The sequence below is a fragment of the Chryseosolibacter histidinae genome, from assembly GCF_018598225.1.
Lineage (GTDB): Bacteria > Bacteroidota > Bacteroidia > Cytophagales > Cyclobacteriaceae > Chryseosolibacter > Chryseosolibacter histidini.
In genome coordinates this window covers 1-20740 of sequence record NZ_JAHESF010000074.1, presented here as the reverse complement: position 1 = coordinate 20740, position 20740 = coordinate 1, and the positions used below count along the sequence as shown (strand labels likewise).

Genomic DNA, 20740 nt, shown 5'->3' with positions numbered 1-20740 from the left:
TGCTTTACAGAAACAATCCCTTCACACAGAGGGGTCAGCTTGCTGGATTAGGGGGTCAATCATGCTGGAATAGTAACCTCGGATTCTGAAAAAGAACAGATCATTAAACAGTACTTTTCAGCATGGGAAAAAAAGAACTGGAATGCCGTAGTGAGCACTTTAGCCGATGACTTCACGTTTACGAGCCCCGCTCCAGACGATCACATTTCCATAGAAAAATTCAGGGAAAAATGCTGGCCGCAGTCAAGCCACATCAAAAAATTCGACTTCATTAGAATTATTGGACGTGGTGATGAAGCTTTCGCCATTATTCATGTCATCACCAATGAAGGCAACGTTATCCGAAACACGGAATTTTTTACCTTTACCAATGGTAAAATAAAATCAATCGAAGTTTTTTTTGGTGGCACTGGACAGGGATTCCCTACAAACCAGAAATGAAGAGCTTTTGATTGCACCTCCTTGACCTTTATAGAAAGTTACCGGAATTTTTAACTTGAAGAAGCATCGAAAATTAATCCAATCTTGAGGCTGTTCGAATCCATCTAGCTATCCATAAAAAAAGCTTGCAGATTTTAAAACCTGCAAGCTTTTTATCAGTCGGGGCACCAGGATTCGAACCTGGGACCCCCTGGTCCCAAACCAGGTGCGCTACCGGACTGCGCTACGCCCCGAACAGTTATTTATACTACTTATACAAAGATAAGCCGGATAAATGAGCCGCGAATATCAGCTAAAATTCTGAATTCTGGACTGATAATCAGGAATTCTTTTTTGAATCGCTTTAAATTCTCAAAGTCAGGCAGTTACAACATACAAATCCAGCGGTTTATCGGCCGGCCGGGAGGTAACAAATATATGGAGCGATCCGCGGTGTGAATAAGCGCTGGTTTTGACCAATGGGCCTGTCCCTTCAGGCATCATATAGCTCAACAACGGCCCGTGTATCCGGAGAGATCCGGTACATGACCACTTCTCCGATCACACCAGGCTCGGTGTACCTGAATTTGCTTTGGTCGATATGGTTGACGATGCAGTTGCTGGAAAGTAAAATAGGCAGCCGCAATCTGATGCGAGAGTCTTCCTGGTAAACGAAATACCGATCCGTCACCTTCCTGCCTTTTCGTGTTGTGAGCACCAGGTTTACCTCATCAACAAATTCGATCTGCCGGCCGTCTTCGAGCAGCCACCGGCCAATGATCAACTTTTTAACATCTTCTATATTGAGAGAACTGTCCATCACATGGATAAGAGGTTGGATAATTGTCAAAGATTTGGTGCTGGCGTGGTACTAAAAGCCCATGTTTCGGTTGCAAAAAAAAATCGCGTTGCAGTTGAAATACCCCGGAAACGTAAAGTGGCCTGATCGAGAAATATATGACGTCCGGTAGCCATGGCATTGTGTAAGATGCCGTTCAGCTGTGATGGTGCGAAGAGATCAGGTAGCGTTTGTTGTTGTCGCGATGATCTATATAACAACAACAGTGATAATACAGGCCCATGGCAGAGATCAGAGAACCTGACTGCTGTCCAGGTATTCCCGACTTCGCTGGACAGTCAGCCCGGTCTTGTAAAACAGCCCTTGTTTAGGTTAAAAACTGGCTCTTTTTCATTGTCGAACTTTTAACAGTGACCGGCGCAGGCATGAAGATGCTGCCCAGCCACCATTAAAAGGCTGGTTGATCGAATTACCACCACATCGTCTATGTAGTTAATCCGTTGTCGTTGATAAAGTAAAATTACATTCAGGGACCCCACTAAAGGTGCACTGCACTTATGAATGCGGGAGTATTTTAATCATTTTCATTTTTCCGTAGTCGCATGGGCGGATAGCCGAAATTTCTTTTGAAGGTGTTATAAAACGTATCAGCGTTCTTATAACCCACCCGTTGGGCGATCTCGTTGATGGTCAGACCGGAGTCGCGCAAAAGCGTGATGGCTTTGTTCATCCGCTCATCGGTCAACACCTTGTAGACTGTTTTTCCGTAGATGGTCTTGAATCCGTTTTCCAGCTGGCGGGCACTCATGTTTACTTTATTCGCCAGAAAGCTCACCGTGCATCGGAATTGAAGGTTTTTCACCATGTAATCATAAGCTTGGTGGATCTTTTCGATGTATTCATGCGGAACGCCTTCCAGGTATCCCATTTGTTTCAGGCAGTCCATCGATATGATGACATACTTCGACTTCAGCAGGATCTTCGTGCCCTCGTCATTGAACCGGTTGGCAAGCACCCGCTGGATCTCGAACAACGTCTGGGCGGTGATGGGATATGACCTGCTGATCACCGCGCGTGCGTCATCGATCTTCGTCAGGAATTCATCCAGCACCTGGAATTGACCCTTTAGCACCTCTATGTAAGGAGGCGTGAACTCGATGCAGAAAATGGAATGTTTGCCTTTTTTCGCTGTCAGCTCACAGCCTCCGCGGCGTATATATACCAGGTTGTATTGCAGCTTGAAAAGTATTCCCTGCATCGGTGCTCCCGAAGCATCATCCAGGCGGTAATGAAAGTTGTTTTTAAGATTCAATACCAAACCGAGAAAATTCTGGTCGAGCACCACGGGTAATTTGATCGCTTTTTCACAAAACCCATGACAGTGGTACATGATACCCGGCGCAGTTTCTTCCAGGTAGCCCAGGGGAAACCTGTAGGTGGTGACGTCAAAATTCATAACAAAATAACTAGGGGGTTGATGGGCGTAATTTCTGAATTCGGGTTCACATCTTGTTTACGTTTTTTGGAGATGGATTTATGCGTTCGGGAGTATTTTCTAACGGGAGGCCTATGCCACGGAGGGCGCAAAGCATGTGAAGCTGTAAATCAGCCTGAAAACACAGTTTTTGTCCACAAGCCCGTCTTTTTATGAAAAGTTGACCTGGGCCAATGTTTTCAGTGGCCTTGCAGGTGCAGCCCGGATCATGGCATCGGTAGTGCGGCAGCTGGAATATACTTTCTGTCGTGGATGGGCGGTACATGCGTTTCCCGGGAACCGTTCAATACCTATATTTCTAATGACCAATCTTATTGCTTATGATCGTAACCATCATTTTTAGTGTTTTTATGCTGCTGCAAAATCCGTCTTCCACTGACAACGGGAATGCAGCGGCACCGATTCATCAACTGAGGATCTATTCAGTGCCTGCAGAAAACCGGCAGGTATTTCACGAACGGTTCAGAGATCACGCACATCGCATCATGAAGAAATACAACTTTACCATTGTTGCCATCTGGGAATCTGTTACCGCTGACAAGGTCGAGTTCGTGTACCTGCTCGAGTGGAAGGACGTGAAGACCATGGAAGAAGCCTGGAAAGGATTTATGGCCGATCAGGAATGGAAAGATATCAAGGCACAAACCAGCAAGGCACACGGAACATTTGTTAACAGCATCGAAGACAGGACGCTCATACTCACAGATTACTCGCCGAAGCAATCCCTTTTGGAAAAGGAGTAACCCTCCTTTGCTGTCATCGCACCAATGCCACCGCAAGCTACGGCGGGCAAGGGAGTAAGGAGTAAGAATTAAGAATTAAGGAGTAAGGTGGACTTCGATCAATGGTGCAGTTTGTTGCATCTTTTGGGCTTCGAACGTTGGCCTTAGTTCTGTCCTAATTAATGTTTTTACAGCCTCTATAGAAAAGGAGACAGGCGTTCCACACACGTCATGCCGTGGACCGTGGACTGTCGACCGTGGACTTTTTTTTCTTCCCTCTTGCGCAAGTGAATCCTTGCGTATATATTTGCAAGCATAAACTTGCATATTATGACGCAGACCAGGGATGTATTCCAGGCCATAGCCGATCCTACGCGGCGACAGATCATCAGCATGCTTGCGGGGAAAACCTTGAACGTAAACGCCATCGCAGACCAGTTCAACATCACCCGGCAGGCGGTTTCACTTCATATTCAATTTCTGAATGATTGCGGCCTGGTCTCCATTCAGAAGCAGGGCAGGGAGCGTTATTGCGAAGCCCGGCTCGACAAGCTGAATGAAGTGTCAGATTGGGTAGACGCATCGAAGAAAGTGTGGATGCAACGATTCCGGTCACTGGAGGTTTTTTTAGACCGGCTCGACGATCAGCAAACCAAAAAGAAAAGAAAAAATGCAAAACGAAAATAAGACCGGCGAGGTTGACATCACCTACACATTCAAACATCCACGTGCGTTGGTGTTCAGCGCCTGGACCAATGCCGATTACCTCAGTCAATGGTTTGCCCCTCATGGGTGTTCTATCAGGATCAGGAAGCTGGAGGTAAAGAAGGGTGGATCTTTTCACTACTGTATCAGCAACCCCGCGTTTGGAGACTGCTGGTGTATCGGCGTTTACCAGGAGGTCAAGGCGCCGGAGAAAATTGTTTACACGCTCATCAATGCCGATGAGAATGGAAACCGCATCGATCCCACATCCATTGGCATGGACCCGGAATGGCCCGGCGAAACACTGGTGACCATAACCTTTACGGAAGCCGATGGAATAACCACCGTCCGTCTGCGGCAAACCGTTTCCGAGGTCATCGCCAAAAGAACGGGTGCACATCCCAGCTGGATCCAGATGCTGGAACGTTTGGAAAATATAATCTCTCAAATAACTATATGAAATCGATAAAACTTCTGCTCAGCGCACTGTTGGCGCTTTTAGTACTTCAGGCATGTATGCGTCACGAAGCGCATGGACCAGCAGGCGAGAACAATGAAGCTGTGAAAGATCCAAAAACAGATAGCGCATCTTTTACCAGCGGATATTCGGACGTGAATGGTATCAGGATGTACTACGAGATCCACGGCAGTGGTAAACCGCTTGTGCTGATCCATGGCGGCGGCTCCACGATTGAAACAACGTTTGGCAGGATCATTCCGTATCTATCGCAGCATCGCCAGGTGATTGCTGTAGAGCTTCAGGCGCATGGGCACACTGCCGATCGCAATGCAGACCTTTCATTCGAGCAGGATGCCGATGATGTGGCGGCACTGTTGAAAAACCTCGGGATTGACAAGGCTGACATCTTTGGATTCAGCAACGGAGGAACTACTGCATTACAGATAGCTATCAGGCACCCGGAGCTCACCGGAAAAGTTGTTGCCGGCTCTGCGCTCCTGAAGCGGAATGGTACCCTTCCACAATTCTGGGAATTCATGAAGCAAGCGAGGATCACACACATGCCACAGCAGTACAAAGATGCTTACCTGAAAATTACAGGCGATAGCGCGCGGTTGCAGAACATGCATGATAAGTGTGCGAAAAGAATGAATGATTTCAGTGACGTAAGCGATGCCAGGCTCCGCTCGATCAAATCTCCGGTGTTGCTGGTGAATGGCGATGCAGATGTGGCCACGTCAGAGCACATGGTTCAGGTGTCGCGACTCATTCCCGGTTGCAGGCTGGCCATTATTCCGGGGAGTCATGGCGAATACGTTGGCGAGATCACAACGTTAAAACCTGGCAGGGAGACCAAGCTTACGATCATGCCGATCCTGGAGGAGTTTCTTGAGTTATAAGTCCATAGTCGATGGTCCATGGCATGGGGACCAGGGACACTAAACTGTCTGCCGGACGTAGTTGACAGTGTCTTCACTTAGATCACGAATCGAAGCTTACATTTGTCCTGTACACTTCATAGCTATGGTCCATGGACTATCGACCATGGACTGATCACTCGCCCCAGGAATAGTAATTATGCTCTTCATCCAGAGTAAACCCCGTTCTAGGATACAGCGTGTTACCCACTACGTTCGATTTGGTGGTTTCCAGGATCAGTCCCACGGCATTCGTTTCCTTCACCAGCTGCTTGGCCCTGTCGATGAGCATTACCGATACGTGCTTTCCGCGATATCGTGGATCAACGTACAGGTCATTCAGCAGCCAGAGCCGTTTCATACGCGTGGATGAAAAGAGGGGATACAACTGAACGAACCCGGCCAGCACGCCATCCTCCGCCTCAGCGACAAAGATCTCCGAATCACGGCTTTCGATCCTTTCAGAAAGAAATATCGCAGCATTCTCCACATCACTTTCTTTGTTATAGAATACCCTGTATCGATCAAACAATACGGCAAGCTGGGCAATGTCTTCAAGGGTTGATTTTCTAACAGTCATCTGAATTTAATTCGTACCTCGTAAATCGTACTTCGTACTTTGCATTCCTACAAATGTTTCTTCAACCACTCCATCCGGATCCACTTTACATCGCGGTCGCTGCTGAAGAAGAAATATTGCGAATCGGGTGTGAAGTATGCACAGAACTCCCGGGTTTTGGTATTGAACCTGTTCCCGAGGTTCACGGCGTTTTGCCATTTTTTGGAGGCATCCGTTTTGGCACCATAAAGGTCTCCCGCACCAAAGCCGTCGTCACGGTTGGAAGATGTGAACACAATGAGGTCTTCACCGGCAGCGATACAGGGATCATACTCAGACTTTTCAGAGTTGACAGAGGCTCCGAGGTTCTCTGGCACCCCATACTGATCATTGATGCGGCGGCTCACGTAAATATCTTCCGCGCCATAACCGCCTTGCCGTGCTGATGCAAAGTAGAGGTTGCCGATGCCTGAAAACGAAACGTAATACTCAGCACTGTCAGAGTTTACGGCCGTCATGTTTTGAGGTGCTGACCAGCTGCCATCGCTTTGAAGCAAGGCATACCAGATGTCATAATCCGTCAGCGTGTCTGAAGCATCCCTGGGTCTGTCCGAGATAAAATACAACCTGCCGTCCGGGCCGAAAACCGGGTCTGCATCGGAATGTCCGGTTGCGCCGAACGGTACGGGCTCAGGCTCCTTCCAGCGTCCCTCCGAATAATGGGTTGCGTGGATCTTCGTCTTGCCGCTGATCTTCCGTGTAAAGTAGAAAGACCTGCCATCGGGCGAGAAGGCCGCGTTAAAATCCAGCGAGTCCGTTGATACAATGCCCGGCAAAAATGCTGCGGGCACTGAATCAGGACGTGGTTCGGGATAGGGGATCGCCACTACAGCTTTTTCGGTCTGCTTCCTGGTACATGACCCCAACAGGATCACCAGAGCGCTTAGCAGCACCGTTATGCGGACAAACGTTCTCATCGTTATTTTACCCTGTGTGAAACGTTGGTATAATTCCATTCCCAGGTCTTGCCGTTATCGGGAGAATAGGCCTGGCTCCAGACTGGATTTTCCGGATCGGTTTTATCCCACTTGAATACGGTGATCACAGGTTTGCCCTGGAACGTATCATGGCAGTAGAACAGGCCCACGTTGCCTTCAAACGATCCTACCACCGGCGGGTCCATAATACCTACATTGCTCGCCACCCAATAAAGACTCCACAATCTTGTTTTCGGATCGAACAGCCTGATGGTCATTCCTTCAAAAGGTTGCCCGTCGAAGCTCGTTCTGTAAAAATCCATGTTGCCGATACCGTTGAGGATCGTACCTAAGTTCTCGCTGGTAGATTCGAATTCGATCCACTCGGTGCAATTGTTGAGCCTTGTCTTGAGCTTCTTATTTTCCATGGCCCATTTACCCGCCAGGTAATCGAAGTCGCGTGCGGAAGATGTCTTGGATGGCGTGATCTCCAGCTTGCCGTTTTTTCCGATCACGGCATTGGTCATTTTTTCATGGGTGATGATCGACTGTGCGCTGACCGAAGCAGACGCCACTGTCAGCATAACAAAAGCAGTTTTTAAGATGTTAATTTTCATAGAACAAGGGTTAATGAATGATGCAAACCTATTGTATCTTTGCATCTATATGGAGGTGCAGATTTTAACTTTTTAATGGATGCAGCTGTGAGGAGCTGCCAGCCTTTAGTTTCGAGTTGCGAGCAGGAACCCCGAAGCTCAACGTCTCGCGGCTCACAGCTGGTAGCTCGCACCTAAGGGCTAACGATATGAAGATATGATCCCAGCTATCAACGATACCGGTAAGCTTTTGTATGAGCAGATCTATGAGTTCTACCGCGATGCCATTATCCGCCAGAAGCTGAAATTCAACGAGCGGCTTCCATCGCACAGAACGTTGGCCAAAGAGTTGGGCATCGGCAACAATACGGTGATCAGGGCCTACGAGCAGCTGATCCATGAGGGATACATAAAAAACGAATCGCGCAAAGGACTGTTTGTAGCAAAGCTTGATGCGCATGATTGGCAACTGCAGCCTGTAAAAAAGCCTCCTGTATCACCAGCAAAACGACCGGCCGCCACAAAGCCGGATTTTAAGCTGTTCGATCACCTTGTAGATGAGAAGAATTTCCCTCTCAAGCACTGGCGCAAGTGTACAAACTGGGCGCTTGACCATATGAGCTTTCAATATGAGGAGCATGCAGGGAAAGACCCGCTGAAAGAGCAGCTGCAGCAATATCTCTTTTATTCCCGCGGTGTGTCCGCTACGGTTGACAGGTTGATCATCGGGTCGGGTACAACTGCCTTGCTTTTCTGGCTGGCTTTTGTGCTGCGAAAAACGCACAAAGAAATTGTGTTTGAGGAACCTTGTTATCATCGCCCGCGACACCTGTTCTCAGAGTTCGGTTACAGGATCACACCTGTTCGTGTAAATGACGAAGATGGCATCGACCTGCAAAAGTTATTGAAGCGGCGCGCCGACCTGCTTTATCTGACGCCCTCGCACCAGTATCCCATGGGCAGCGCTGTTCCCGTTGGCAACCGGATCCAGATCCTGAACTGGGCCAAAAAGAATAAGGCCTTTATCATTGAAGACGATTTCGACTGTGAGTTCCGGTACAAAACCAGGCTGATGCCTTCCCTGCAGGGGCTTGACAAATACAACCGGGTGATCTATGTGGGGTCGTTCTCGAGCTCCCTCATGCCGTCGCTGCGTGTAGCCTACCTGGTGTTGCCCGAAGATTTTCCCATCGACTTCAAGGATTCGATTCACCTGACGAACACGGTTCCTTATATTACCCGCAGAACACTGGCGTATTTTATGGAACGCGGATACTGGGAAAGGCATTTGAAGAAGATGCGCAAGATCTACCAGGAGAAATACAACGTCAGCATCGCCGCACTAAAAAAATTGCCGGAAAACTGTATTCATTTCAACAACGCACCTTCAGGGCTTAACATCTTTCTGCGGATCAATTCCAGGCTGAGTGAACAAGAATTGATCAGGCGGGCGCTGGACCGCGGCGTGAGCATCACTCCGGTGAGCGGATTTTACCACAACCGATCTAACCTTCCACGCCAGCCCGAGCTGTTGTTCGAGTTCGGAAACCTTCCGCTTTCAGAGATCGGGAATGTGGTGGAGAAGTTGTATGATGCGTGGTTTCAGTCGTCGGACCACTGACCACAGCGCCTGGCCGCGCGCAGTGGTCTGACGACTGGGCCGTCCCTAACCCTGGACTGTGGACAGTGGACTGTCGACTAACTGCGCTTCCAGTTTTTTAACCACCACCGATTTGGGTGACGCACCTACCTGCTTGTCGGTGAGCTTCCCGTTCCTGAAGAACAGCAGGGTGGGGATGGAGCGCACGCCAAACCGCGCCGTGATCTGCGGGTTCTCATCCACATTGATCTTTGCGATCAGTGCCTTGTCTCCATATTCCTGCGCCAGTTCCTTGACGATAGGGTTGGTCATTTTGCAGGGACCGCACCATTCAGCCCAGAAATCCACCAGCACAGGTTTATCGGTGCTCAATACCTGGTCGAAATTTGCGTCGGTCAATACGATTGTTTTTTCCATACACTGTTATTTTTCGTTTTCATTCCAGGCCATGGCGCAGGATCACCCGGCTTCAAGAAAAAAATAAAAAAAATGCAACTCCGGGTGATCGTGAACCAACCCCGGGTATTAAGGTGTTTAGAGTTACCATGTGCGAAGGAAACATCATCGGACAGCTGAAAGAGGGGCATGCCTGCGCGTTTGACCTTTTGTATCGTACCTATTATCCTGTGATAGAGAAGTTTATCCTGGCCAACAGCGGATCGCGTGACGACGCCAAGGATATCTTCCAGGAAACCCTGCTGATCTTCAGCCGTAACCTGGCAAAAGAAGACTTTGCGCTTACCTCCTCGCTGAAGACCTATTTGTACGCCATCAGCCGGAACCTCTGGCTGAAATCATTGCGCGACCGGAAGATGGAGAGCGCTTTGATCTCTGCCGATCAGGATTTCCCGGACCTGTCGATCCACGCGCAGCAGGAGAAGGAAAGCGACGAAAAGCTCACGCATTACATGGATGGACTGATCGCTAAAATGCCGGTTCATTGTCAGAAGATCGTACACTACGTTTATTATGATAACGTGCCTGTAGAAGAAATTGCTGAAAGGATGGGATACAGCAACACACACACCGCCAGCAATGTGAAGTATAAGTGCCTGCAGCAGATGAAAAAAGTAACCGGTAAGCGGTAACCAGTATTCGGTAACCGATAGTTGAGATATTGCCACTGATTACCGATTACCGATCACTGACTACCGATTACCCTGTCTTACAGAAAAAGCTTATCTTTCAAAGCCGGGCGAATGCAGGCCCGGTTTTATTAATCACGTTATCGTGCAAAAACTTCGAAAAAAAACTGCTCCGTCGCGGCAGGCCAGCTATTTAAAACACAATGAAGTAAAGCTGATCCAGGGTGGACGCGCCTATTTCGAGCTCCTGGAGCAAATGATCGATGAGGCTAAGGAGTCCATTCACCTTCAAACTTACATTTTTGACGAAGACACTACCGGCAGTGCTGTTGGTGAGGCGCTTATCCGTGCAGCAGAGCGGGGTGTAAAAGTTTATATGCTGGTGGACGGCTACGGCTCTCAACAGCTTTCGGCTGCCTTTATTAAACGGTTCAAGGATGCCGGGATCTTCTTCAGGAAGTTCCAGCCCATGTTCAAGAGTCGCAGATTTTATCTCGGGCGCAGGCTTCACCACAAGGTTGTGGTGGTTGACTCGCTCAGGTCTTTGGTAGGCGGATTGAACATCAGCGACCGTTATAACGATATGCCTGATGCTCCGGCGTGGCTCGACTGGGCTCTCTACGCAGAAGGAGAGGTAGCTCCTGCGCTCGAAGATGTCTGCAAGAGCAGGTTGCGCCTGAGACGTAACAAGGTGATGATCCTGAACAAGGTCGCCAGTGTTACCCGCGAGTGTTTTGTAGGCGTACGCGTGAATGACTGGCTGCGGCGCAAACGCCAGATCTACAAGACCTATCTCCGCATGTTCCGTGATTCTTCTTCCTACCTCATCATTATGTCTGCTTATTTCCTGCCTGGCAGAAAGTTCAGGAAAAAGATCGCCGAAGCTGCCGCCAGAGGGGTGAAAGTAAAAGTGGTGCTCACGGGCAATGCTGACGTTTACCTGATCAAATATGCGGAGCGGTATATCTACCGGTGGATGTTCAGGAATGGAATCGAAGTGTACGAGTATCAGAAGAGTGTGCTCCATGGAAAGATCGCCGTTTGTGACTCCCGTTCGATGACCGTGGGTTCGTTCAACGTGAACAACCTTAGTGCGCATGCCAGCATCGAGCTCAACCTGGAGGTAGACGATCCTGCCTTCGCACTTCATGTTCAGCAGAGGCTGGAGCACATCATAGAGAACGACTGCATTCAGATCACGGAAGAGACCTTTAACAGGAAGGCCAACCTGCTGGTACGGGCTGCGCGCAGGGCAGCCTATGAGGTATTCCGGTTCCTTTTCTTCCTCTCCACGCGGCAGGCCGGGTGATCACTTCTTTCCACGCATCCGTTCGATCATCGAACTGAAGGTGTGCTGGTTCCAGTTGGAGAAACGACCGCGCTGGATCACCATGAGGTTGGCGTCAGGATAGTTGATATAATATTGAAAGACGAACGGTGCCTCTGGGTATTCCCACCCGGCGATCTGGCCGAAACGCAGGTCGTTGAAAAGTAACGTATCGCCCCGTTGCTCGATCGTATAGTACCCCTGCGAGAATTTTTTCAATTGTTTGACATCATGACGCTCGTTGATCTCCTCCGAAAGCAGGCTGTCATTCTTATGAAAATAGTGGAGCAGTAAAGGGTCGGTCCATGCATCGGCAACAGAACGGTATCCGGTATAAAATCCTGAGCCGTTTTCAGCCACCACATACCAAAGCCAGCTGTTGAAAGGTGTGGGCGTGGTCAGCAGGCGCTTGTATGACACCCGTTGCTGCGCAAGCGTCGCCGTGGTTTGCCGTGTTACCATGATCTTGCCCGAGATGGCATAGAGCAGGTACGCCGTGCTCACAACGATCCCAAACCAGATCCAGAACCTGCGGGCAGTACTCCTGGCGCTCACAGACATGAGCATGATCATTGCCAGCACGGGGGCAAGCGAATAAAATGGATCGGCTACGAACAGAACGTGGAAAGAAAATCGCTGGTGACTGAAAGGCTCGAGCCAGCCCACACCATAGGCATTGCAAGCGTCGAGCGCCAGGTGGATCAGGATCTCGAGACCGAAGAAGAATACCCATCGTGAAAAAGGAACCTGATGCGCCTTGTACCATCGCAATGAGAGCGCTGCCAGTGTTAGCGCAACCAGGGCGCCGAAAAGAAATGAGTGTGTAAAACCGCGATGCGCCAGCAGGTTGTCAGCGGGTGCAAGAAAAAAGGCCGCGATAAAATCGATGTCGGGTATACTTTGAGCAATGGCACCCAGGAACAGGGCACGCTTGCCCAGCGATTTGCCCGCCACCGCTTCACCGACCACGGCCCCCAGCGCTACATGCGTTATTGAATCCACAATTTAATTTACGAAATCGCGAAAAAAGATTGTGCCTTTTGTGATATCTTCTTACAAAAAGGAAAAATCCCTTTATGGAATTATGCTGGCCGTTGCATCCTGATGTTATAAACCTAAATCACAACATTATGGAAACAAAAGCTTCAATCTATGGCAGCTGGGACGACCTGGTGTTTGCCGCGCGCAACAAAGCTTATGGCGCTTACATGCTTCGCAGGGCTTATGCAAGAAGGCTTGTGCTCGCTGTCGGCATGAGTACCACGATGATCGCTGTTCTGTTAGTAGCGCCTGAGATCATCTCGCGTTTTACTGATAAGCCAATATTAGTAACTGATGGTGACCCTCCAATCATTTATCTTAGAGAAAAGCCTCAGATCATTCCCCATGTAGTGCAGCCTCCAAAAAGTGCACAGCCTCCTGTAAGAACAGTAAATGCCAACACCACCATTCAAGTCGTAAGTGACCCCGTTGAACCTCCTGCGCCGGATCAATCCGCTGCTACGCCTATAACAGATGGTGCGCCCGGAGAAGGACAGGGCGTTCCCGATGGAGTGGGTGCCGTACCCACTGATATCCCGGTGATCATAGAGGAAGATAAAAACAAGATCTGGTTAACTGCCGAAACACCGCCTTCTTATGAAGGAGGCATGGAAGGTATCATGAAATTTGTTAAGAAGAAATTGCGTTATCCTGCAAGTCCGCGTCGACAGGGCATCGAGGGGACTGTGTATATAAGCTTCGTGGTAAATGGCGACGGCTCCGTGAGTGACGTTGCTGTATTGCGCGGCATTCACGTGGATTGTGATGAGGAAGCCGCGCGTGTGATCGCGATGCTGCCCTCCTGGAAAGGTGGAAAGCAGAATGGAAACCCAGTACGTGTGCGCATGGTGCTGCCGATAACATTCAGTTTGCAGTAAAATAGTTACCAGTTGCCAGTTGCCGGATAGCCAGTTTAATACCACCACTTGTCAACTTTCAGACCCAGGGTTCACATTGGTGCGACTATCGTAGACACTACACCTCCCAACCGGTAACTGGCAACCGGCAACCAAAACTAGAGCTCAGTTTCTTTTACCGCATAAGTTCTCTCAACTTTGTTTGACGACGGCGGCAGTGCTCTTAGAAACCGATAGATCGCTTTAATATCATTCTCGCTCATCGTGCTGAAAGCTTCCCACGGCATGGGACTTTCAGGAAACGTTTTTCCTCTTTTGAAACGGTTGATAAAGTCCTTCTCCGACCATGCATATATCCATCCCGTTGTATCGTGCGGTGTCAGGTTAGGGGAGGTGAACGTGGCCGTGCCGACATCCCAGCGGTAGCCACCTGCAAAAGGGTCGCCTACAAATTCACCGGTGGCGCCGCGGTTGGTATGACAGCCTCTGCAGTTGGCAACGTTGTAAGCTAGGTAACGCCCGTATTCAACCGTGGTGTCGGCAGCAATGTTCTCCGGCACTACTACTGGTGGTTTTATCACAAAACGCATCAGGATCTTGCCCACCATGTTCGCATTGTGCGGCGGCACTTCGTTACTCACGGGGGTGGTGCTCCGGAGGTAAGAGATGATGGCCGTAAGATCGTGGTCGCTCATCGCATTGTAGGTCATAAAAGGAACCATGGCGCCACCATCGTGATTGATGCTGTAGCGGATGGCCCTGGCGAGCTGCTCGTCGGTATACCCGCCGATACCCGTAACGGTGTCAGGGGTGAGGTTGGGCGTATAAAAAGTAGCGAAAGGTGTTTCAAACACATGACCGCCGATCATGTGCTCCGTCTGCTTTTGAAGGATCAGCGAATCGGGCATGTGACAGGTGTAACAATGCGCGGCGGAGTAGACCAGATACCTGCCATGGGCGATCACGGCGGAGTCTGTGCTTGCTTTAATGCCTGTGACAACGGGAGCTTCGAACTTCTGCCTGTAGCTGAGCTGAACGTAGAGCAGGAACAGCGAAACACATCCGACCAGTACCAGTGCGACCTTGATAAATTTCTTCATGAGTTGATGTTTTAAGCATCAAAACTCCGGAAATTCACCCATCGCCAGCGACACAGAATACGACAATGTGAAGGGAGATTGCGCCAATTACAGTTTAAAGTTTCAAGTTCAAAGTTTCAAGTTGAGCACCAACCTCAAACTTTAAATTTTAAACTTTAGACTTGAAACTCAGTAGTACGTTCCCCGTCTCTTCGGTTTGTTCAGCGCTGCGCCGGTCATGGCGGCAAATCCACCTACCAATCCGCCGATGAGAGCGGTGACCAGGAACAGTAACGGTTTGCTGAGGCCCATGATGGCGGCAACACGTTCGCTCAACGGGGCGGCTGCTGTACTATCGATCAGCCATGCCTTGAGAAGCCAGAGCAGTGCGATGCCGAGAAAACCGGCGCCGAAGTTCGCCCTTGTATTGAAGATCATTCCGCAGAGAAACGCGGCGATGGCTACCGTCCACCAGGGGAGAAAAATTGCCAGGGCGTATCCGAGGATCATGGTCGCCAGGACCTGTAAGCCGAATTTCATTTTTGCTGAGGGTTAAATTGTAGAGATTGAAGTGTTCTTTCTTTTGCCGCCTCCGGATCTTTCATGAACACCATCGGAAAATATTTGCCCGACGACCAGCGATCGAGCATGTCGGCGTAGTGTTTGCTGCCAGGGTTTCCGGATTGTCCGCCCGGGTAAGTTGCCCAGCTCCTCACGCCTGTTTTTTCGAGGCTCACCACCATCCGCCACGAAGGGCCATGGGTGCGCGAGTGGGCATTGACAATGTCATGATTGCCGCCCGTTTTCACGGGAATGGAAAGTGCCCGCATCGGCGGAAGCAGATGGCCAATGAACGAATCCTTGTAGTCGGCCCACTTTACGGTAGCAGCGTTTTCCTGTTTCCATTTTTCGATGCCCTCGATGGCCACGGAGAATGCTTTGCGTACCACATCGCCAGCGGTCTCTTTCTCCGGTGTGCCTTGAATATCGAAGAAGCTGAGGTCGGGTTTTTCCTTGATCAGCTTGATGGTGTTATAGGTGGTGGGGCGCGAGAGGGCCATACCTTCTTTTTCAAGCTCATCCCAGATCAGTGGCATCAGGCTGTCCCACCACGCTTCATAGTAGGATGCGCCCTCAGACTCTGCGTTGTTATAGTAGTCCCACGATTTTAAGATGCTGTATGCGGTGAGCTCTGCGCCCTTCAGGTGAACGGAGTCAAGCATGTGCAGGAACGCGGGCAGGCTTTCGGCAGCCTTCAGGTTGTAATTGTCGTTCTGCAGCTTCATGAGATCATTTACCTGGATGGCTTGTGTCTGCGACAGCACCTGGTTGATGCGCCTGTTCCGGTAAGCCTCATAACTTGTTGCCGTGTAGTAATAAGGATAGGTTGGGTCAACGGGCATCTGGTTGGCGGAGCTCACAAAGCCGCGTGCAGGATTCTTCGACATCACATTCTGCTCGTTGGGAATAAAGGCCTGCCACCCGAAGCTGCTCTGGCTGCCATCTAGCACGAACTTGCCTTCTTCGGGGCGGCGCACCGGAAAACGTCCCTGGATGCGCATGGCAATGTCTCCGGATACGGAGGCGAAGACAAAATTCTGTGCAGGTAAATAAAAAACGTTCAGCGCTTCCATGTAGTCGCTGTGATTTTTGGCGCGGTTCAGCTTGTGGAACGTGAGCGCTTCGTTCGATTTCTCGTGGGCGATCCAACGGAACGCATAGCCGTTGTGGTTGTTCTCGGCGCGGAAACTTTCGTCATAGGTGATCGGTCCCCAGTAGGTATACCGTACCGTATCATAGAAAGTGGGGTTGCCGCGTACTTTGATCTCTTCCACCACTTTTTCAGTAGGGATCCATTTGCCATCGAGCAGGTACTTTTCCCTGTTCTCTCCGTCAAAGGTGATCTTGAACCAGTCCACCAGGTCGCGCTGGGCGTTGGTGACAGACCAGGCGATGGAGTCGTTGAAGCCGATGATGATGGCAGGGGAGCCGGGAAGCGATACGCCCATGCTGTTGACACCGGGAGCGTTCAGCTGAATGGCGTACCAGATGGAGGGCAAACTGAGTCTCAGGTGCGGGTCCCCGCATAACATTGGCGACCCCGTTGCGGTCTTCGATCCTGACACTGCCCAGTTATTGCTTCCGGTAGTAGGATCGGAGCCGGGAAGTTTTTTCAGTTTGATCAGCTCGGTTGGCATGGCGAGTGCCACGGTATCGATCCTGATGGGATTGAATTTCCATCCGCCGGGGTTGTCAACGATCGGGTCGCCCACACCTTCCTGGTCAGGGTAGAGGAGGTCTACGGTCTCCTTTCCAAAGAGCTTCAGGGCATTGGTCATTTCCATGTCCTTGTCGCCCATGTCGAGGGTCTGCGCCATGTTCTTCAGCAGCAGCGCGCACTTGAGCGCGGTCCATGGTTCGGGCTTATAATCGAGGAGTTTGTATTCGAAGGGGAGCTCGTCGTAGCTGAGGCCCTGGATGTACTGGTTGATGCCTTCGGTGTATTTGGCCATCATGAGCGCCGTGGTCGGATCTTCTTCCATGGCTTGCAGCGCTCGCCGGGCGCCGTAGACCATGCCCAGCCTCCGCTGCGCGCGGTCATAGTTCAGGATGTCGTCAGTAGCCAGGATCTCCGAGATACGTCCAGCCGCAGCGTGGGTCTGAAACTCCATCTGCCAGAGGCGGTGCATGGCAGTAACATATCCCTGGGCCAGGTAGAGATCGGCATCGTTCTGCGCGAAAATATGCGGGATCATCAGGCTGTCGAAGCGCACGCTGACCGGTGCCTGCAGCCCTTCGATGGTCAGGTCGATGGTGGCACTATTATTTTCAGATTCGATATTTTGCCAGAACCCATGAAACGGGTCGAGGAACTTTCCGGGGGGAGGAATCGGTTTTCCTCCGATGGTCCAGCTGTTGTTCAGAAAATAGATCAATCCCAGTGTGACCAGCAGGGATACCGAAAACTTGATAACTTTCATTAAGGGAGCGGAGTTTAGGTGTAATAAAGTAAAAAGCTTTTCCTAATTTTCGGCAATTATTGCAGAAAAATTTGTTTAACAATCTTTAACCAGTCGCTTTGCCCAGGTATACAAAGGAACAAATTAAGAAGGCGTCGCTTATCAAGGCTATATTTTTCGACGTGGATGGGGTGCTTACCGATGGACGGATCATTTATGATGACAGCGGGAGGGAGATCAAAAGTTTCAACGTGAAAGATGGACTTATTATAAGTTATCTGAAAAAGGCGGGCATCGTAACAGGTGCCATCTCCGGACGCGAGTCGGCAGCCGTCACCCGGCGATGCTCAGAGCTCAAGGTCGATTTTTGCCACCAGGGCATCATGGATAAAGCCATGGTCTTCGAAAAACTGGTGAAACACTACAAGCTCAAGCCGAAAGAAGTGGTGTTCATCGGCGATGATATCAACGACCTTCCCGTATTCAGGCTGGCAGGCTTCAGCGTATGCCCGGCCGACACCTACGATTATCTCAAAGAACAGGTAGACCTCGTCACCTATGCCAAGGGTGGCTCCGGCGTGCTGCGCGAAGTTGGCGACCTGGTACTGACCGCAAAAGGCGTCTTCGAAAAAATACTAAAACAATAACCCCGACTATTCTTTACGCATCATCATGGAAAAATTCAAACAACCTGTCAGTATCGCCGACTCTATAAAACTTGGTTCAGAAAGAATGGTGCTCTTCGGAGGGCCCTGTGCCGCCGAAAGCTTCGACATCTGCATCGAAACGGGAACGAAGGTGAAGGCTATCTGCGAAAAGCTCGGGGTGGATTATGTTTTTAAGTCGTCGTTCGACAAAGCCAACCGTACTTCCGCGGGCTCTTACCGCGGTCCTTCCAAAGACGACGGACTGCAGATCCTCGCCCGGGTAAAAAAAGAGCTGAAGGTGCCCGTGGTGACCGATGTGCACGAATCATACCAGTGCGCAGAAGTAGCTGAGGTTGTGGATGTGCTGCAGATCCCGGCATTCCTGTGCCGGCAAACCGATCTGCTGAAGGCCGCAGCCCAAACGGGCAAAGCAGTGAAGATCAAAAAAGGTCAGTTCATGGCCCCGGAAGACATGAAATATGCGGTGGATAAAGTACGTGGTGAAGGCAACAACAATGTGTTCCTGACCGAACGGGGAGCAAGCTTTGGCTATCATACCCTGGTGGTGGATATGCGTTCGCTTCCCATCATGCGCCAGTATACCCCGGTAATATTTGATGTAACACACTCTGTGCAGCAGCCAGGGGGCAAAGGTGGCTCATCGGGTGGCCAGCGTGAGTTTGCGCCCTTCCTCGCCCGCGCAGCCGCCGCAGCAGGTGTCGATGGTTTTTTCATCGAAACCCACCCCAATCCCGATAAGGCCCTCAGCGATGGCCCGAATATGATCCCGCTTCACCGTATGGAGGAGTTTCTTACGGAGATCAAAAGGTTTTGGGACCTGGGAAAAGAAGTTAAAAATTAGAGTTTAAAGTTAGAAGTTTAAAGTTGGGGGAGGAGCCTGCATTAAAAAGTCTCACAAACCATCGTTAGGAGCTTTCCAACTTTAAATTTTAAACTTTGAATTTTAAACCGGCAACTTCTATTTTTGCCACCCAAATACCTACAGGATTTGTGGACTTAAATTTTGCGCAGCTTTATGTTCTTGGGGTGGTGATATTCCTGATCCTGTCGCTGTACCGGGAGTGGCTTAATCCTTCGCTTACGTTTTTTGTGGCTACCGTGGCACTGCTGCTGGGGCGCATCATCACACCGGCCGAGTTGCTGCGGGGGCTTTCCAATCAGCAGATCATCCTCATCTTTTTGCTGGTGCTGGCTACGGCTGGCATCCGGTCTATTTATGGATCGGAGCTGTTTGCAAAGCTGTTTAATCCCAACCTGAAGCCGAAAGCGTTTTTATTTCGCATGATGGCTTTTGTCTCTACTATTTCGGCATTCCTGAACAATACCCCCATCGTTGCCTTCATGATCCCTTATGTAAAGGACTGGGCGGAGCGAACGGGCAACCCGGCATCGAAATTTCTGATCCCGCTTTCCTTTGCCACGATCCTGGGCGGCATGATCACGGTGATCGGCACATCCACCAACCTGGTGCTGAACGGCCTGATCGCTGAATACAAGCTGCCGCTGCTCGGCTTCTACGATTTTGTTTACCTGGGATTGGCCGTGACGGTGGCAGGATGGATCTATCTCTATTTTATCGGATACAAGCTGTTGCCATCCAATACCAATGAGCTTTCGGTGCTGCGTGAGAACCTGAAAGAATACATTGTAGAGACTGAAGTAGCGCCGGGTTCGAAGCTGATCGGTAAAAGTGTGATGGATGCCGGGCTGCGGAAATTACAGGATGTGTTCCTGGTAGAGATCATCCGTCATGAGAAAGTGATCTCACCGGTTTCGCCGGAAGAAATACTCGAAGCTGACGACGCCCTGTTCTTCTCCGGCAACACGCAATCGATCTACAACCTGATCAAAGAAGACAACGGGCTCACACTTCCCAAAGAGAGTGTTGAAGCGGATGAGTTCAATTTTGTGGAGGCAGTGATCCCCGCATACTCCGAGCTGGTGGGGGTTCGCATCAAAGATTCTGACTTCCGGAAAAAATACAACGCGTCGATCATTGCCATCCATCGCAATGGTAAACGTGTGCCGGGAAAAGTAGGTGAGATGCACCTGGCCGGAGGCGACTTTCTGTTAATGCTTGCCAGCGCTCAACGCGAGAACGGCAACCATGAGAAAGACCTGTTCCCGCTTTCGGTGCCTAAAAAAATGAAACACAAGCGCACACCATGGATGGGTGTGCTGGGGGTGGCGTGCCTTGCGTTGCTCATCGCCGGTGTGGTAGACCTGCTTCCGCTGTTCGATGTGTGCCTGATCATGCTGGCTGCCCTGGTGTTCTTCGGTGTGCTGAACCTGCCGGAGATCCGGCGCGAGCTCGACCTGAGCCTGCTCATGATCCTGGTCTGTGCCCTCGCGGTGGGGGTGGCCCTGGAGAAGTCAGGCACAGCAGACCTTGTAGCGAAGGGCCTGATTGCCTCCGGAAAATCGCTGGGGCCAGTGGCGGTGCTCGGCGCTTTGTTCCTGGTCACCATCTTCC

At 50.4% G+C, this 20740-nt stretch carries 22 protein-coding genes and 1 tRNA gene; 12 read left to right on the top strand and 11 right to left on the bottom strand.

The annotated features are described in order from the left end of the window. The first annotated feature begins 69 nt into the window (after window positions 1–69). Complete coding sequence (locus tag KK083_RS32795) at window positions 70–441, top strand: nuclear transport factor 2 family protein (RefSeq protein WP_369074981.1); 372 nt, start codon at window positions 70–72, stop codon at window positions 439–441. Between the two features lie 159 nt (window positions 442–600). On the opposite strand, the gene KK083_RS31610 is transcribed toward KK083_RS32795, so the two are convergent. The 3 genes from KK083_RS31610 to KK083_RS31600 all read right to left on the bottom strand — a co-directional run bounded on the left by KK083_RS31610 (window position 601) and on the right by KK083_RS31600 (window position 2675). Then, window positions 601–674, bottom strand: a tRNA-Pro gene (locus KK083_RS31610). A 239-nt stretch (window positions 675–913) separates the two neighbouring features. Further along, entirely contained in the window at window positions 914–1243 is a 330-nt protein-coding gene (locus KK083_RS31605; protein ID WP_254170164.1) for a hypothetical protein, read from the bottom strand. 550 nt (window positions 1244–1793) lie between these two features. Continuing rightward, window positions 1794–2675 carry a helix-turn-helix transcriptional regulator gene (locus KK083_RS31600; protein ID WP_254170163.1) on the bottom strand — a complete coding sequence of 294 codons (882 nt, stop codon included), beginning with the start codon at window positions 2673–2675 and terminating at the stop codon, window positions 1794–1796. Window positions 2676–3034: 359 nt separating this feature from the next. Here KK083_RS31600 and KK083_RS31595 point away from each other — a divergent pair, with 359 nt between their 5' ends. The 4 genes from KK083_RS31595 to KK083_RS31580 all read left to right on the top strand — a co-directional run bounded on the left by KK083_RS31595 (window position 3035) and on the right by KK083_RS31580 (window position 5500). After that, window positions 3035–3457, top strand: coding sequence for an NIPSNAP family protein (locus tag KK083_RS31595; RefSeq protein WP_254170162.1), 423 nt, complete (start codon window positions 3035–3037; stop codon window positions 3455–3457). Window positions 3458–3766: 309 nt separating this feature from the next. Next, entirely contained in the window at window positions 3767–4123 is a 357-nt protein-coding gene (locus KK083_RS31590) for an ArsR/SmtB family transcription factor (protein ID WP_254170161.1), read from the top strand. Next, window positions 4107–4601, top strand: coding sequence for an SRPBCC family protein (locus KK083_RS31585; protein ID WP_254170160.1), 495 nt, complete (start codon window positions 4107–4109; stop codon window positions 4599–4601). Before KK083_RS31590 ends, KK083_RS31585 begins: the two co-directional genes overlap by 17 nt. After that, window positions 4598–5500: an alpha/beta fold hydrolase gene (locus tag KK083_RS31580; protein ID WP_254170159.1), complete on the top strand. Its 903-nt coding sequence runs from the start codon at window positions 4598–4600 to the stop codon at window positions 5498–5500. Before KK083_RS31585 ends, KK083_RS31580 begins: the two co-directional genes overlap by 4 nt. Before the next feature lie 154 nt (window positions 5501–5654). Here the strand turns inward: KK083_RS31580 and KK083_RS31575 are convergent, their stop codons facing one another. Genes KK083_RS31575 through KK083_RS31565 form a run of 3 tightly spaced genes read right to left on the bottom strand, consistent with a single transcriptional unit; the run spans window position 5655 to window position 7671 of the window. Continuing rightward, window positions 5655–6098: a GNAT family N-acetyltransferase gene (locus tag KK083_RS31575; protein WP_254170158.1), complete on the bottom strand. Its 444-nt coding sequence runs from the start codon at window positions 6096–6098 to the stop codon at window positions 5655–5657. 47 nt (window positions 6099–6145) lie between these two features. Continuing rightward, window positions 6146–7054 (bottom strand): TolB family protein, encoded by a 909-nt coding sequence (locus KK083_RS31570; RefSeq protein ID WP_254170157.1) that lies wholly within the window; start codon window positions 7052–7054, stop codon window positions 6146–6148. 2 nt (window positions 7055–7056) lie between these two features. Further along, a complete protein-coding gene (locus KK083_RS31565) occupies window positions 7057–7671 on the bottom strand; it encodes a hypothetical protein (protein ID WP_254170156.1) in 615 nt (204 codons plus the stop codon). 196 nt (window positions 7672–7867) lie between these two features. On the opposite strand from KK083_RS31565, the gene pdxR reads away from it, so the two are divergent. Further along, complete coding sequence (gene pdxR / locus KK083_RS31560) at window positions 7868–9271, top strand: MocR-like pyridoxine biosynthesis transcription factor PdxR (protein ID WP_254170155.1); 1404 nt, start codon at window positions 7868–7870, stop codon at window positions 9269–9271. A 45-nt stretch (window positions 9272–9316) separates the two neighbouring features. Here the strand turns inward: pdxR and trxA are convergent, their stop codons facing one another. Further along, window positions 9317–9667, bottom strand: coding sequence for a thioredoxin (trxA, locus tag KK083_RS31555; RefSeq protein ID WP_254170154.1), 351 nt, complete (start codon window positions 9665–9667; stop codon window positions 9317–9319). 128 nt (window positions 9668–9795) lie between these two features. On the opposite strand from trxA, the gene KK083_RS31550 reads away from it, so the two are divergent. Together KK083_RS31550 and KK083_RS31545 are read left to right on the top strand one after the other, a co-directional pair. Further along, window positions 9796–10338 (top strand): RNA polymerase sigma factor, encoded by a 543-nt coding sequence (locus KK083_RS31550; protein WP_254170153.1) that lies wholly within the window; start codon window positions 9796–9798, stop codon window positions 10336–10338. Window positions 10339–10480: 142 nt separating this feature from the next. Further along, window positions 10481–11644, top strand: coding sequence for a phospholipase D-like domain-containing protein (locus KK083_RS31545; protein WP_254170152.1), 1164 nt, complete (start codon window positions 10481–10483; stop codon window positions 11642–11644). Here KK083_RS31545 and KK083_RS31540 read toward each other — a convergent pair whose 3' ends face one another. After that, complete coding sequence (locus KK083_RS31540) at window positions 11645–12664, bottom strand: metal-dependent hydrolase (protein WP_254170151.1); 1020 nt, start codon at window positions 12662–12664, stop codon at window positions 11645–11647. 128 nt (window positions 12665–12792) lie between these two features. Here KK083_RS31540 and KK083_RS31535 point away from each other — a divergent pair, with 128 nt between their 5' ends. Beyond that, window positions 12793–13581, top strand: coding sequence for an energy transducer TonB (locus tag KK083_RS31535; protein ID WP_254170150.1), 789 nt, complete (start codon window positions 12793–12795; stop codon window positions 13579–13581). A gap of 137 nt (window positions 13582–13718) precedes the next feature. On the opposite strand, the gene KK083_RS31530 is transcribed toward KK083_RS31535, so the two are convergent. From KK083_RS31530 to KK083_RS31520, 3 genes are all read right to left on the bottom strand, one after another. Next, window positions 13719–14660 (bottom strand): c-type cytochrome, encoded by a 942-nt coding sequence (locus tag KK083_RS31530; protein WP_254170149.1) that lies wholly within the window; start codon window positions 14658–14660, stop codon window positions 13719–13721. A 168-nt stretch (window positions 14661–14828) separates the two neighbouring features. Further along, window positions 14829–15179, bottom strand: a complete 351-nt coding sequence (locus KK083_RS31525) for a hypothetical protein (protein ID WP_254170148.1) — start codon at window positions 15177–15179, stop codon at window positions 14829–14831. Then, window positions 15176–17620 carry a penicillin acylase family protein gene (locus tag KK083_RS31520; RefSeq protein WP_254170147.1) on the bottom strand — a complete coding sequence of 815 codons (2445 nt, stop codon included), beginning with the start codon at window positions 17618–17620 and terminating at the stop codon, window positions 15176–15178. The genes KK083_RS31525 and KK083_RS31520 overlap by 4 nt, the downstream gene beginning before the upstream one ends. Before the next feature lie 98 nt (window positions 17621–17718). Here KK083_RS31520 and KK083_RS31515 point away from each other — a divergent pair, with 98 nt between their 5' ends. From KK083_RS31515 to KK083_RS31505, 3 genes are all read left to right on the top strand, one after another. Next, a complete protein-coding gene (locus tag KK083_RS31515) occupies window positions 17719–18246 on the top strand; it encodes a KdsC family phosphatase (protein WP_254170146.1) in 528 nt (175 codons plus the stop codon). Between the two features lie 25 nt (window positions 18247–18271). Beyond that, a complete protein-coding gene (kdsA, locus tag KK083_RS31510; RefSeq protein ID WP_254170145.1) occupies window positions 18272–19108 on the top strand; it encodes a 3-deoxy-8-phosphooctulonate synthase in 837 nt (278 codons plus the stop codon). 149 nt (window positions 19109–19257) lie between these two features. Beyond that, window positions 19258–20740: SLC13 family permease (locus KK083_RS31505; RefSeq protein ID WP_254170144.1), on the top strand; the 1483-nt coding region annotated here is incomplete at its 3' end.

Bases quoted from the DNA above. Each gene is read 5' to 3' on its own strand.
- KK083_RS31585 (WP_254170160.1), top strand. From the start codon at position 4,107: ATGCAAAACGAAAATAAGACCGGCGAGGTTGACATCACCTACACATTC.
- KK083_RS31575 (WP_254170158.1), bottom strand. From the start codon at position 6,098: ATGACTGTTAGAAAATCAACCCTTGAAGACATTGCCCAGCTTGCCGTA.
- KK083_RS31600 (WP_254170163.1), bottom strand. From the start codon at position 2,675: ATGAATTTTGACGTCACCACCTACAGGTTTCCCCTGGGCTACCTGGAA.
- KK083_RS31570 (WP_254170157.1), bottom strand. From the start codon at position 7,054: ATGAGAACGTTTGTCCGCATAACGGTGCTGCTAAGCGCTCTGGTGATC.
- KK083_RS31530 (WP_254170149.1), bottom strand. From the start codon at position 14,660: ATGAAGAAATTTATCAAGGTCGCACTGGTACTGGTCGGATGTGTTTCG.
- KK083_RS31520 (WP_254170147.1), bottom strand. From the start codon at position 17,620: ATGAAAGTTATCAAGTTTTCGGTATCCCTGCTGGTCACACTGGGATTG.
- KK083_RS31580 (WP_254170159.1), top strand. From the start codon at position 4,598: ATGAAATCGATAAAACTTCTGCTCAGCGCACTGTTGGCGCTTTTAGTA.
- pdxR (WP_254170155.1), top strand. From the start codon at position 7,868: ATGATCCCAGCTATCAACGATACCGGTAAGCTTTTGTATGAGCAGATC.
- kdsA (WP_254170145.1), top strand. From the start codon at position 18,272: ATGGAAAAATTCAAACAACCTGTCAGTATCGCCGACTCTATAAAACTT.
- KK083_RS31590 (WP_254170161.1), top strand. From the start codon at position 3,767: ATGACGCAGACCAGGGATGTATTCCAGGCCATAGCCGATCCTACGCGG.
- KK083_RS31535 (WP_254170150.1), top strand. From the start codon at position 12,793: ATGGAAACAAAAGCTTCAATCTATGGCAGCTGGGACGACCTGGTGTTT.
- KK083_RS31525 (WP_254170148.1), bottom strand. From the start codon at position 15,179: ATGAAATTCGGCTTACAGGTCCTGGCGACCATGATCCTCGGATACGCC.
- KK083_RS31595 (WP_254170162.1), top strand. From the start codon at position 3,035: ATGATCGTAACCATCATTTTTAGTGTTTTTATGCTGCTGCAAAATCCG.
- trxA (WP_254170154.1), bottom strand. From the start codon at position 9,667: ATGGAAAAAACAATCGTATTGACCGACGCAAATTTCGACCAGGTATTG.
- KK083_RS31550 (WP_254170153.1), top strand. From the start codon at position 9,796: ATGTGCGAAGGAAACATCATCGGACAGCTGAAAGAGGGGCATGCCTGC.
- KK083_RS31565 (WP_254170156.1), bottom strand. From the start codon at position 7,671: ATGAAAATTAACATCTTAAAAACTGCTTTTGTTATGCTGACAGTGGCG.